Source organism: Mycoplasma sp. HS2188 (assembly GCF_025209835.1).
In the GTDB taxonomy this organism is placed as follows: Bacteria; Bacillota_I; Bacilli_A; order Mycoplasmatales; family Metamycoplasmataceae; genus Mycoplasmopsis.
Genome location: NZ_JAOAOI010000003.1, coordinates 1 through 14,925, shown reverse-complemented (window position 1 = coordinate 14,925; position 14,925 = coordinate 1). Strand labels below are relative to the sequence as shown.

At 28.5% G+C, this 14,925-nt stretch carries 9 protein-coding genes; 6 read left to right on the top strand and 3 right to left on the bottom strand.

All coding sequences use genetic code 4. The features are described from left to right. The first annotated feature begins 72 nt into the window (after positions 1-72). The 5 genes from mf1 to N1F73_RS01655 all read left to right on the top strand — a co-directional run bounded on the left by mf1 (position 73) and on the right by N1F73_RS01655 (position 11,773). Positions 73-837 carry a diacylglycerol cholinephosphotransferase Mf1 gene (mf1, locus tag N1F73_RS01675; RefSeq protein WP_260359708.1) on the top strand — a complete coding sequence of 255 codons (765 nt, stop codon included), beginning with the start codon at positions 73-75 and terminating at the stop codon, positions 835-837. Next, positions 827-2,116, top strand: a complete 1,290-nt coding sequence (locus tag N1F73_RS01670) for a glycosyltransferase (protein WP_260359707.1) — start codon at positions 827-829, stop codon at positions 2,114-2,116. The genes mf1 and N1F73_RS01670 overlap by 11 nt, the downstream gene beginning before the upstream one ends. Before the next feature lie 132 nt (positions 2,117-2,248). Next, positions 2,249-5,992, top strand: coding sequence for a hypothetical protein (locus N1F73_RS01665; RefSeq protein WP_260359706.1), 3,744 nt, complete (start codon positions 2,249-2,251; stop codon positions 5,990-5,992). A gap of 179 nt (positions 5,993-6,171) precedes the next feature. Beyond that, positions 6,172-8,766 carry a hypothetical protein gene (locus N1F73_RS01660; protein ID WP_260359702.1) on the top strand — a complete coding sequence of 865 codons (2,595 nt, stop codon included), beginning with the start codon at positions 6,172-6,174 and terminating at the stop codon, positions 8,764-8,766. A gap of 457 nt (positions 8,767-9,223) precedes the next feature. Next, a complete protein-coding gene (locus N1F73_RS01655; protein ID WP_260359700.1) occupies positions 9,224-11,773 on the top strand; it encodes a hypothetical protein in 2,550 nt (849 codons plus the stop codon). A gap of 574 nt (positions 11,774-12,347) precedes the next feature. On the opposite strand, the gene N1F73_RS01650 is transcribed toward N1F73_RS01655, so the two are convergent. After that, a complete protein-coding gene (locus N1F73_RS01650) occupies positions 12,348-12,707 on the bottom strand; it encodes a hypothetical protein (RefSeq protein WP_260359698.1) in 360 nt (119 codons plus the stop codon). 656 nt (positions 12,708-13,363) lie between these two features. After that, a complete protein-coding gene (locus tag N1F73_RS01645; RefSeq protein ID WP_260359697.1) occupies positions 13,364-13,735 on the bottom strand; it encodes a hypothetical protein in 372 nt (123 codons plus the stop codon). A 133-nt stretch (positions 13,736-13,868) separates the two neighbouring features. Here N1F73_RS01645 and N1F73_RS01640 point away from each other — a divergent pair, with 133 nt between their 5' ends. After that, a complete protein-coding gene (locus N1F73_RS01640) occupies positions 13,869-14,651 on the top strand; it encodes a hypothetical protein (RefSeq protein WP_260359696.1) in 783 nt (260 codons plus the stop codon). 90 nt (positions 14,652-14,741) lie between these two features. Here the strand turns inward: N1F73_RS01640 and N1F73_RS01635 are convergent. After that, positions 14,742-14,925 (bottom strand): hypothetical protein (locus tag N1F73_RS01635; RefSeq protein ID WP_260359694.1); only part of this gene is annotated, 184 nt, incomplete at its 5' end.

Here is a 14,925-nt window from a genome sequence, read left to right as displayed (position 1 = left end):
TTTCTTGCATTTAAAACCTGCGAATAAAATATTAACTTATATTTTGGTATGATATATTGAAATGGAGAAAATATGAATGTAAAGCAAGAAAAAACATATCAACTTTTACTGGAATTTATTGAAATTTGCAATAAAAATAACCTAAAATACTCGTTGTTTTTTGGCTCGCTGCTTGGTGCTATTCGACATAGTGGTTTTATTCCGTGAGATGATGATTTGGATATCGTCGTTCCGCTCGAAACATACGAATTCTTAATTAAAAATCACAGTAATATGTTTCTGCATAACGAAAACAGCAATAATTTTTTATTGTTTGGCAAATTCACAAAAGATAGAGAAGATGATCCGCACTCAACATTTATTGATATTTTTGTAGTTGTCAAAACCAATAAACAAAAATTAAAAAAATACTCGTCTTTATACAATAAAGTTCGTTATATGCATAACTATACACATAGAAAGGTATTTAAAAGACAATGAGGAATGAAATTATTAAAATTCTTTTTTGCTTGAACCTGATTATTCAAAAAAATATCATTCAACGAAATGTATAGCTTGCTTGATGATACTAACGGCGAATTAAATCACGTTATATCTTGACCATTTAAAAGTCAAATAAAAACAGGTACTTATCAAAATATAGATTTTGACAATTTAGTCCAAGTCGATTTTGAAAACACAAAAGTTAATGTGTTTGCCAATTACGAAGATATCTTAATTACCAGCTACGGTAAAAATTGAAAAAAACCTGTAAAAACACTGATTTCTAAACATTTAGGTATGTATGATATGGACATTTTTACATTTAAAGAAAAAGGGATAGAAAATGAAAAATAAATTACTATGAAAAAATAAAGCCGATATTATCGGTTTAAATACGAGACCATTGCGTGTGGTAATGGTTGGGGACTCATTTTTGCCATTAGTCGATGGTGTGGTGAGGGTAATGGAAAATTACATTGAACAATTTCAACAAAAAAATGTTGAATTCTTAATATTAGCACCCGCCTATACTGATTATGATTTAAGCGAAGATAAAAAATTAAACTACAAACCGTTTAGAATTAAACCGAGCGTCCTTAAATGAGGAGGATATCAAGTAATAAGAACACCTTTGGTGCAATCGGAATTGAATGTAATTGATAATTTCAATCCCGATATCATACATGTTCACTCGCCTTTCTTTGCTGGTTCGATCGGTAATCAATTGAAAAAAAGATACAACATACCTGTTATTCTTACAATGCACACTAACTTTAAAGAAGCAATAACAAAATCAGCAAGCAGTACAATGGTAGGGAAAATTGGTGGCTTAATTGTTCAACAATTTGCTAAGTCAACCGATTGCATTATTCATGTTTCTAAAACATCAATGATTGAAAGCGGTCTTGATTCGAATGCATCTAGACACGAAGTAATCAACAACGGAACTAAATTCACTTTTGATACAAATCATGAGTATCTTAAACAAAATGCTATAGCAAAATTTAACATTGATAAAACTAAAAATAATTTATTATTTGTTTCTCGTTTTGTTTGAGAAAAAAACATTAAACTGCTTTTGGACAGTTTTAAAAAGATTTTGCAGGTCAATAACAATTTCTCATTAACAATGGTAGGTGGCGATTGGCGTGAAAACGAGATTAAAGAATACGCAAAAGAATTAGGTATTTATGACAAAATTATTTGAACCGGTGTCATTCGTGATTTCAATGAATTAAAAGGTCTATATTTAGCACACGATTTGTTTGTCTTCCCTTCGGTTTTTGACACATTTGGTTTAGTTGTACACGAAGCTGCTTCACAAAAATTACCTTCTTTAGTTATCAAAAATTCAGCAGCCAGTGAAAACATTATAGATGGGGAAAACGGTTATATTTCTGACGAAAATTATGTTGCGTTTGCAAACAAAATTATTGAAATCTTCAATAACAAAGCGGCAATTAAAAATGTTGGAGAAGCAGCAGCGAAATTACCATTTAGCTGATCAGAAGTTGTTGACAAGTCAATTAACTTATACATTGATGTTATTAAAAAATACTATGTCAAAAGTAGAGAAAAACGATTAGAAAAAATGGCTATTAAAATTCGCCGTAAATTCAATCACAACTTATAAACGCAAGCATGGTATATACTTCGTTTTTTATAAAATTTTGTTTTTGCTATTAATCTAAATATTAAATCTAAATTAAAGTATTAAAATATATTTATATTAGAAAAAGGAGGCAGCGTCAACACACGCAATATTATGAAAAAAAAGAAATTAATAATTAATACATTGGTAAATAACTCAGTAATTCTATTGCCTTTATTGGTAGTTAGCTGCCAAAAAGAAAAGTTTGTAAATGAAAAAGCAATGCTTCGTGATAGAGTAAATTCAATAAAAGATGTATTAAAACAACAATACTTTATTGAGAAAATAAATTCAATTTCAAATCGAAAACAAATAAGCGAAATTGAAAATGAAATTTCGTTATATTTTGAAAATCTAAATAAACAAAATTCAGAAGGCAATAAAAACAAAATAGACAATAAAACAAATAGCGAAACCAATGATGTTAATAGCCATGAAGACCAAGGCCAAAAACAAAAAGATAATGGCAGTGACAATAGCAGCCAGGTTGTAGATAACACAAAAGATACTGACCAAAATCATCAACCATCAGAAAGTGACACTAACCATAACAATTCAAAAAATAATTTCGATCCTACTGGGGAAAAAAATATAGAAAACACAGATGAAACAAATTCTGCGAAAAAAAATAATGATCAATCTGAATCTATTTCAAATAAATCAACTGAAACACCTGATGATAAAAAGGATAAAGATTTTTCTGAAAATAACGATGAACAAGATGTAGCCCCAAAACCAGAAGAAACGTCTAATAATGATTCATCGGTTGATGAAAAAGACAATCAAACAAACACTGCCCCTGATGAATCGAGTGAAACTGCAAACGATAATAAAAATACCGATAATCAAGATGGCATTAATGAAAATACAACAATTAAAAAATCTGATAAAACAAGCAACGAATACGGCAATGTACTCAGCTTACAAAGTGCCAATGATTATACAAACGAAGACCTAAACATCTCTGATTTCAGTGATGCTATTTTTGATAGAACAAATTTGATTTCATCAAATAATTCATACCAAAAATATTTTGATACTATTGATAAGCATTCTACTTGAATACACTCAAATGATGCTGATTTAGAAACTATAAAAGGTCAAAATATAAATATTGAATCAATAAACGTTGCCGACAACAATGTGATCATTAATTTAAATAAAAATCAATATCCTAACAAGACACCATCAATGGTTTTAGTTAAAAGTTGAAATGACGAAAAACCATGAAGTAAATGAATAAATTTACACGAAATTAATTCATCATCTGTTGCTTTTGATTATTTATTATTGAATAATAAAATATCAAAATTTGTTATTGTTCAAATGGAATTCAATAATGGCGATGTATCAAAAATAGCTTTTGATAAAAAAAATTCATTCAATAACACTCTTTCGCTTAATAATCTTAAAATAGATTCTTTCAATGTATACAAAGACAATAAAAATAAAAATATTTATGGCTCAATTGCACTTAATTTAACCGAAAATCAACATGAATATATTAGTGACAAAATCATTGCCCTAACATTTAGTGTTAAGGAAAAAATTTATAAACCTGAAACTGATTTATTTGGTAGCCCTACCAATAGTGAAGAAGAATTTAACAAAGAAAATAGTGTTCCAAACAGAAAAAGAATATACCTAGATTACAATCAGTTGCATAAGTTCAAATTAAACGGTTTACAAGAAAAAATTCAATATAAATTAAATGAACTCGAAGTATTAAACACAGATTTTTCACCAGTACAAACACCAATAAAAATAACAAATACCAACTGATTTGCATTTAACTTTAACTGAATATCAGACCACAAATTAAATGATCAATTGATTGAATATACACATGATGATGTCCAACCAATAAGCAAAGAAAGTTTAATTAAAAATAATCGCAATAATTTAATTGATTTTTCAGTGAAAAATTTATCAACATTAATTGATTATAATTTCGAAAAACACAATTTCTTAACAAGATACCCAAATAATAAGAACAATATTAATTTTAAGGATTATTCAATTGTAAAAAACAATAAAGAACAACAATTGCATTGATTTAAAACTCGTAATTTTCTATCAAAACAAATTATAAATATTGACAAAAATGGTAAAAATGCAAATATAGTCAAAAAAATAAATTCAATACAAGGCTTAAATAACATTGACCCTGAAAATGTATTGCTATGAATAAATCTACAATTAGACACTAATCCGATAAATTCAAGACTTTGAACTGAGTTTAATGACGTTCACAGTCGTGTTCGTATTCCAATCTCATTAAAAAGCATCCAAGAAAACAGTGTTATTGAGGATGTAGATTTCTTATTTGACTATGTTAGTGAAGACCCGAAATTCCAACAAGATCTTGCAGCAAAAATCAAATCACTAGTTAAATTTGACTTACACTTAAATGGCGATGATTTAGAACTTAAATTAAGTGCCAGAGAAGGCTTTGATACATCATTTACAAACTTAGCATCAAAACACAATACAGCAACAAATCACTCAATTTTTATTGATACAGCCGACTTATTCGTGTATTGAATTCAAGATAAAAATACTGATAAATTATTAAGTTTTAAAGAAGTCGAGATGGTAGATAATCTCTCAATCAAGCCTTCAACAACTAGCTACAATGATACATACGACATTAAAACTGAAACTGTTTCGCATTCTTCTCAACAAATAAGTAAATACGAAGTTAAAGATGTATTAATTCCGACGCCTTCGGCTGAAGAAACTGGAAGAAGACTTTTCCAACAAGACTCCAGCGTCGGTATTGAACAAGGTAGAAAAAGAATGTTTTCATTATCAAACAAGTTCGACGGTACATGAAATGTGATTTCTAAAGTAAATGATGATCCAAATGATTTTAGGTTTTGAGTTTTTGCAAATTATCATGTTTGAAATGTCAATACTTCAAAAAATTCTGGTTTGTTTTCTAACAAAACAACCGGAGAATTTGGCAATGACAAATATAGTGTGAATAAAGGGCAACTTGTAGTTCCAACATTAATATCAAAAGACGATAATCGACAAGGACCTATTTACGGTTTTGCAAGCAATTTACCAGACCTAGAAGTTACTGGCAATCTATACGACTTCAATTTTGTAAACAGTAACAACGCAATAACAATTGAATTAATTAAGGATTTTTCAAGAAATAAAGCCAATAATTTTGATGATTCGAGAGATAATGAAGGTTTTATTATAGACAAAAACAATCTTAATTCAGCGTCTGGCGCCGACATTGCAATCGCAATAATAGATTTTAAAGTTATATTCGAAAAATTTGGTAATGGTAAATTAGATGACTATGTTGAAAATGGTTCATTTTTGAGTCAAAGACAAAAAAATGCAATACAACATATATTGAATTTTAAAGACTTAGAACCAATGAAATTTTCTAAAAAATCACGTTATATGAACTCTGACAATAATCTAAACTTTTATATCGCATCCCTACCAAAAGTAAACACTTCTTCAAATGAAGATGGATACGCAAATATAGCAAGATATAGAGAATATCTATTTGCTCTAAACACTTTAAAAATATCATTATCCGAACCATCAACGATTTTTAAAGGATTTCAAGGTGCTTCCTGATGAGAAACGAGATATTTTGATTTATTTTCAGGATCATCTGGTTCCGGAATATATGACCATGAAGGCAATTTAGTAGGCTTAAACACACAAGGTAGCCCTGCTAGAAAAAATAATTTTACCTTCAGCGAAACACAAAAATACTCATTTTTTGGAAACGATGACACACAATATAATCCAGGTAGTTTCTATGAAATAAACAAAAAATTAGCATATTTATATCCAAACGATTTTAAAAACATTTTCAATGATTAAAATAAACTACCATTTCAATAGCAAACAATAAAATTTTTTAAGCAATTAATTATGTTGTTTAATAAAGATTTTAAGGCATCTATTTCATGAAAAATAGACTTTTATACATATGGGAAGAGAAAAACTATTTTTTTATTAGAATTAAAAGTTACAAATTACTGAGGGAGGTTTATGTGAATATGAATAAGAAAAAAATAGCTTTAATTTTGACTAACACTGCGGCATTTACTGGGGGAATTATCACAACAGCAACAGTAGCTGCGTGTGCAATTCAACACAGTAAACAAAGTTATGACTCAATTCAAAGAGACATTGAAAATTTGAAAAAAGAAAATACTGATTTAACAAAACAAAAGCAGACAGAATACAATCACTATTTAGACATTATTAAAGATGCGCACGAGTCATTTATTCAAAATTCGGATTCATTGAACGAAGAACAAAAGCGTATCTATAAAGAAAATACATTGAAAAATATCAAAAATTTGAGTAAACAATTTATAAATATAGACAGAAAAGAATTGGATGATTTAAAGGCAAAAGTGAACGAAATCAAAAAAGACACATCAGTTAAAACTAGTGAGCCTTTAACAAAAGACATTCTTGTTAAAAAAGGAAAATTACCTGACATTAAACCTAGCTTAATTTATTTAGGTCATAATCGCCTTTTCAATCCAGAAATTAGCGCTAAAGTGGATATAAATACTTATTCAGATTTTAGTTTAGACCTTGAAGATCCCCAAGCAATTAAATACATTATAGATCCATATACTCCCGAAGAAAATTCTGATTCAAATAATTACATCGGCTTGTTTAACTACAATTCAAAAGCTAATGGCAAATTCAAACTTAAAGAATCATTGAAATTAATACTTGATGAATATGAAAGAGATAGAAAAGTACAAAACCTTAGTGAGAGAGACTATTACGCTAAACCGGCAATAGAAGAAATTAAAAAGATTACTGATAAAATCAGCAAAAAAACTGGTTTATCTTTTTACACCCCGCTAAGAAGAAAATATTACGAGTTGCTACTATCAGATTCTAATGAACATAAGGTACTTTTTACCCCACATGCTAAAATTTTTCTTAAAAGATTGACTTCGTCACTAAAAAATTACAACTATTCAAGACCAATAAATCGCGATTCTCTCGAATTTATTGAACATTATTTAATTTTTACTGTTTTAGTGAATGGGTTCAAAAGTATGGATCAAGATACGACTCAAGATTACATTTATTCACTGTATTTAAGCAACCCAAAAGAAAGTGATTTAGTTGAACGATTCGAAAACGTGTACCAGCATCTAAAAACCAATTTTTGGAATATTAAACCTTTCGCAATCGATACCGAATCAGACAGCCATAGCTGGTCAAGTGGTTATCCGAAAGATTTAGAATTTCTTTTGGATGGCAAAAACGGTTTAGCATCTAAATATCCAAAAAGACAAGATGTACAAAATCAAAATACCTTTTATCTTAATGCTAAAATCCTTACATCTGTAATTGATCGGAACTCTCAATCATATCTTAGAAATCAATACTCTTACGCCAAAAATAGTGGCTTAGAATATGTTAGATTGCAACTGGGTGTTGCGGAGTTAGCAAAAATAAAAGACAAGGTTATTTTAGAAAGACCAGAATATGAGGGAAGACATGCTGGTATATACAGAACAGGTCTTTCTAAAACCGAAGAAGAACAAGAGGAAGTTTTTAAACATACATTTCTAAATCCTACTTTACTTCCTCATATCCAAGTCGGTTATATTGATGCTGATTTAAAATCAGAAGTATATTTTGACGGAATTATTAAAGAAGGGATGGCAAAAGGACAAAACATTCCACAAAACTCTACTCCTTTATATCTTGATAAAGTAGTCGCAAAATATTTAAATATGAAGTGAGAAAAATATCAAGAATTTATGCCTCCATATGTTCCGTTTGATTCTGGTTTGAGAAAATTATCATCAGAGCGTTATGAGCGTTTAAGATTAGCTTTAGCTACTTTAGAATTAGAATTTGATCAGAGTAAGTATACTTTAGCTGATTTATTAGGTTCAAGCGTAAAACCAGATACTGATAAAGTTGGTTTATATAACGAAATTTTTCTAGAGCATGTTGGCGAATATCTAGAACAAGAACAATGGGGAGTTTATTCTTTACCTGAAAATAATTTTAAATTAAAAGAGCTATATGACGGTAAAGTTGACTACAATCGCGCTTATTCTTATAACTTTGATTATGTAGAAGGCGATTTAACAATTGCAATGTCTAATATGGTTCAGTTTTTCGAAAATAAATTTAAATATAACTTTGTAAAAGAAAATTATAAAACTCACCCTGAATGATTTAGTTTTAGAGATGCAAGTCGTTCCAGTTCAGGGGATAGACTTGAACCTTGAAATTATTTGACAAAAGTGTCAATTATAAGCGATAGTGAAGGGGATAGATTATATCAACAACAACTTATTGAACATTATCTAACGCCTCCTTTTGCACAAAATAATGAACAGCTGAATCTATTAAAATCTAAAATTGATGCCTACTTGAAAAGCAAAAAAGAGGAATTTAAAGCAACAACTGGTAAAGAATATAATCTTGACAGCTGAGTAAGAGTTCAATTGATTGACCTATATACCAATCCAAATAATAAGGAATTAATATATTCTCACATAAATGAAGGTGACAACTTCGAAGAGAATATAATAGCTCAAATATTCAATGTTTCATTTAAAAAACAAATTGAATATTGAAAAACAGTCAACAATCAATAAATTTAAAGAAATTATTATAGTTTTAAATAACAAAATATCTAATTTAATGTCGTTATTTAGTAATGGTTCTTTGCCTAAAACTCACATTAATCAAGCAATGAAATAAAGATATTAAATCATTCAGTTATTGATGATAAAATAGCTGTTTATGGTTTTGAAAGGAAATAATTAAATACCCAGTAGCTAAAGTTGATTCTTAAACTGAATAAAAATAACAATACCGAATCACTAAGATTTGGTATTGTTTTAATATACATTAACATTGTCTATTTCTCAATAAAAAAACAGGATTCACGGGTCTAGAATGCACAAAATATTACATTTACGACATTGATTATTTAGTGAAATTTTTCACATTTATGACAAAAATTGCGTCTATTATAAAGTCTATTTAAACCATATTTGACGCCATTAGTATAATAAATATTGAAAATATTATAGTTTATGAGGAGATAATATGGTTAAGAAAAAATTAATTTTAATTTTGACTAACACTACAGCTTTTACCGGTGGAGTTATAACAACTATGGCCGTGGCTGCATGTTCTATCCAAAGACTTACTAAGTCAAATTTAGAAGCACAAATTGAAAATCTAAGAAAGATTAATAATGATCTAGGACATCAAAAAAAATATGAATATGACCAATATTTGGACATTGCTAAAAAAGCGTATGATACGTTTATTGAAAACTCTGGATCTGCTAATGAAAAACAAAAAAGCGATTATAAAGAAAACGCACTGAAAAATATTGAAATTTTGAATAGAGAGTTCAAAAATGTTAATAAAACTAAATTAGAAGACTTAAAAACTAAGATTCAAAAAATAAAAATAACAGTTAAGAAAATAGAAGTTAAACCCACTGAAAAATCAATCAATAAAAAAATAGTTGAATTACCAAACATAAAATCGTCTTCATTATACCTTGCGGGTGGCGATTTATTTGAGCCATATGTTGCTCCAAAAATCAATTCTAAAGTGGTAGAAGATTTTAATTTAGATTTAAGCGATGCGGCTGCAATTGATTTTCTTTACAATATGAATGATTTTATAAAAAATGCGACTGATTCAGGTTTGTATAACTATAATTCAGCTTACAATGGAAGACTTATTCTTAAAGAGTCTATACAATGATTGTTAGATAACTACGAAAATGAGAGAAAAGAACAAAACTTGAGTGAAGTAGATTATTATGTTAAACCTACAGCGGAACTAATATTCGCCATCACGAAAAGAGATAATATAGATAATTTTCAGTATCCGATAACGTACCTTGAATTTTTAATATTAAATCAAAAAGAACATAAAGTAATACTGACACCGCATGCCAAAATATTCCTTAAAAGATTGTATTTTTCTTTAAAGGAATACAATCATGCTCGAAAAATAGATAACTTTGCATGATATTATATTACAAATTATCTAAGATGAACAGTCATTGTTAATGGTTACAGACATTGAGGCCCAGATAAATTAAATGAGTCTGCATATTCTTTATTTTTAAGCAATATTAATAAGACAGATTTAGTAGATCGCTTCAAGGATGTTTATCTACAATTAAAAGAAAATTTTTGAGATGTCAAACCATTTCATATTGATACAGAATCGGATGAACATACCGTATTTGACGCAAACACAAGTGATGCACGAGTACATATTTTAGATGGCAAGGAAGGTATAGCTTCAAAATATCCAAATAGAGATGACATACAAAATTCTGATACAAGATATCATACGGTTGCTGTTATAACTTACTCCCAAGAGGCCAATGGCCCACATTCCGAATCATCGAATTTATATTCTTACGGAAAAAATTCTGGATTGGAATATGTTAGATTGCAGTTAGGAACCGCTGAACTAGCAAAAATAAAAAATAAAGTAATTCAAAACAGACATGATTATGAACATGACTATGACTCTTTCGTAAATCTTAATAACGCTGTAAATGATGAAGAAAAAGAAGAAATATTTAAACAAGCATTTTTCTACCCTTCAATGTTGCCTGACATTCAAGTGGGATACATTGATCCCTATACAAATGAGAAAATATATTTTGACGGCATCATTAAAAGTGATATGAGTAAAAATAAAACCATTCCTGAAAACGCAAATCCTTTGCTTTTGAAGGACGTAATATCAAAATACTTGAATGAAAAATGAGATAAATATCAATCGTTGATGCCACCACATGTTGTCTTTAATTCGCCACTAAGAAAATTGTCATCAGAGCGTTATGAACGTCTTAGATTAGCATTAGCAACATTAGAATTGGATTTCGACCAAAGCGAGTATACCTTGGCAGACTTATTAGGGTCAAGCGTGAAAACAAATTCAGACAAAATTGGTTTGTATAATCAAATTTTTCTAGAACACGTTGGTCAATACCAAGAACAAGATCACTGAGGAGTATATTCAATACCAGAAAACAATTTTGAACTTAGATCTCAAGGCAATGGCAAAATCGACTATTATAATTATTCGTATCGTCACAATAAAAAAATGATAACGAATGCTATGGATAACATGATTACTTTTTTTGAACAAAAATTTGAGTACAAATTTAAAAAAGATAATTTAAGAATCCATCCTGAGTGATTTACTTTAAAAGGATTGGATGGCTACAAAACTATAGATAATAAATTAGAACCTTTTGATTATTTTGAACATTTAATAATAAACGATGGTGAAGGTAAACAAGTCTTTCGTGATCAACTTTACGAAGAATATTTAACGCCGACTTTTTCGGAAAATGAAGCACAATTAAGATTAATAAAATCTAAACTAAATGCTTATCTTGAACTGAAAAAAGAAGAATTTAGACAAAATACACACCATGAATATAACTTAGATAAGTGAGTAAAAACACAGTTAATTGACTTATATACAAATCCGAACAATAAAGACATGATATATTCAAACTTAGGAGAGGATGATGACTTTAGCAAAAACATCATCGCCCAAATATTCGATATATCATTCAATAAACAAACTCAATACTTTGCTAGATAACAAAGCTAAATTTTCATACACAATCTAATATGAGTTTTTAGGATATAGAATAATAAAATATTCTAATTACGGTTAATAAAAAAAGGGGGGATATATGAATAAGAAAAAAGCGATTCTTGTTCTACAAACACCACTGCGTTTACTGGCGGAATCGTTACATCGATAGCGGTTGCCGCATGTTCGATTCAACGCTTTTAAAGAAAAATAAACAATGATTTATTAAACTGAAAAAATAGCGAATATAAAGAATATGTTGATCTTGCTAAAAAACATATAATAAATTCGCAAACAATTTAGACTCAATTAGCGAAAATAAAAAGCGTGAATATAAAGAAACCGCTCTTAAGAATATAGAAATGATAACAAGTGAATTTCCAAAAATTATAAAACTGAATTAAACAAATTGACAAATAAGATTAATGATATTAAATTAAAAAAACAGAAAAATCGCATTCTAAACTAGGACAAGCCATTCTTTTTATTTCTTCGAAAATTTTTTACATTTCTTTATAGATTTCAATACTCACTTCATAAGTGTGTTGCATTAGCGGATTTAAATCGTAGTTTTTCTCTTCTAATTTGTGTATCACGTTACATAAAATAATTGCAAATATTCTGCGTTTTTGTAGAGTTTATACATAGGTTTTGAAAGCATCTCGGTAGATGATATTTTGTACTGTAAGCAAAATTTTTGAAAATCATTTAACTCATCACCTTTTAGTATTAAAGTGTTAAAAATAATGTTGTTGATGCTTATTTTAATTTCGCCTTTACTATCTATCATTATTCGTGCATCATCAAAGGGTCAAATTTTCAATTTTTGTCCTTTTTCATTCACTGCAACATAATACTGATTTTGATACTGAAATGCTGAAGCATAGGCTTTTCTTTTAATTTCGAGATAAACTTTGTGTTCGTTTTCGAAGTGTCGCATGTCCTGAAAATATTTTGTTTATGAGCGTAAAATTTATTGTTTCATTGATGAAAATCGTTGATTAAAACTTCCTTGTTTTTATTAAAATCCGTTATTGCTCTAATACCTAAATTTTTAAAATGGATGGGGAAAAATCGTTGTATTGCGTCGTTAGTGCGCTCAACAAGACGCTTAAATATAGCCACGTTAGAAGATTCAACTTTTATGTTCTTTTTACTTATATTTTCTACAAAAGGTGTGTTTTTCGCTTCATTTCCGTAAAAAGTTCTTCTTTTATCAGTTCTTATCAAGACTGGAAAACCCCCACTTTGAAAATAAATCTTCAAGCAGGACCATGTAACCTTGGTTCGTATCTTCTTTTTCGGCGTGCAAAGCTAATATAATTCCCGTCGCTGATCAACAGAACATATATGTGAAACTTGTTATCGGAATTTCATCAATGTTCGGTTGCATCTATTTCAACTATCTCTCCCAGACTTAAATGTGCTCCTTTATTTTTTCTTGAAATAAATGCGATGTTTTTGTCTAATTCTTTCAAAATTTTATTAATAAACACGATTGTTTTTGCATCATCTTTTTTAGATAAATTGGCTAAGTTTTTCGTGCTTCTTTTCTACCGTTTTTACTCATTCCGTATGTATAAAATCCACGTGCTTTTAAATTCTTAATCATACTTGCATATGTCATATTGTTCTTAAGTTTTCAGGTAGTTCATACTTGTAAAAATATCTTAAATTTAAATAAAAATTTAAATATTTATCCTTGTATATTTCCTTTAAAATCGAATAATAGTGTTCGATTATTAAACCGATTTGACTAATGCTAATTTTTCTTGAATATTGGTTTGTTGAATTTTTATGTGTGATTGTTATTTCATTATCATTTGCTAATTGTTTTCTAAGATTATAATAAATAGTTTTTGTTGAAATATTTAACGCCAGTGATAATGTTCTGGCTGTTGTATTTGGATTGTTTTTTATATATTCCAATTGATATCTCTTGTTAATTTCGTAATTGCTTTTTTTCATTACGTTAATACTTTATTAAAAATTAGAACTTTTGTTTTTTTATTTCATATATTAATTTTTTTACTATGTAGGTCAAAATATATGCACAAAACATTAGTATAATATGATTACTATAAAATTGTTGAGGATAAATATGAACAAAAAAAGAATAACATTGATTTTGACTAACACTGTAGCATTTGCAGCAGGAGTGATTACAACCATGGCTGTTGCTGCGTGTTCAATCATCAAACCTCAAGCTAATTCAAGGATTATCGATGAAATCGAAAACCTGAAAAAAGTTAATGAAAACTTGATGAAACAAAAAGATTTTGAATATGAGCGCTATGTAGATATTGCCCAAAATGCTTACGATATGGTTAATCAACACTTAGATTCAATCACACAAGATCAAAAACGGGAGTATAAGCAAAGTGCACTGAAAAATATTGAAATTTTGAGTAATGAATTTGAAAATGTAGATACAATCGCTTTAGAAATATTACGAGATAAAATTCAAGAAATTGAATTAGAAAATTCTAAAAAAGAGCCTTCGCCTACTAACGAAATTATTACAAAACAAATTGCGAAACTGCCCGACATTAAGTCAAGTTCACTTTATTATTTAAACGGTATGTTTTTTGGACCTGAAATGGATCAAAAAATAACATTAAATATTTTTAAAGATTTTGATTTAGATTTAGAGAATGATAAAGCAATCGATTTTTTATTTTTACCCAGATATGATGCAAACAGTAAGCACAAAAATATATTTGGTTTGCTAAATTATAATTCAAATCTTAACGGTACATTAAATCTGAAGGAGTCAGTATTGGCTTTATTATCTAAATATGAAGAAGAAAGACAAAAAGAAAATCTTAATGAAATTGATTACTATGTAAAATGTGAGTTAAGAAACAAAAAAAGCCTTTTTTAAAAAATAAAAACGGGCTTTTTTTGTTTTATACATTTGTGATTTAAATGTAGAATTTTATTGTCTAGTATTGTGCTTTTTTTAAAGCACATTTTAAATTTTATTAATTAATTCCTGATAAGTTTTAGATAATAATTTAAGAATTTCCTTGGAAACCAACAAGTTTTTTTCAAGCAATTCTTTTTCTCTTGTGTTTGAATTTCTTAATTCATTGATCACGTTATATAAATTAATCGCAAACTCTCTACTTCTTTTAACAGCACGGTAGAACTTTTTA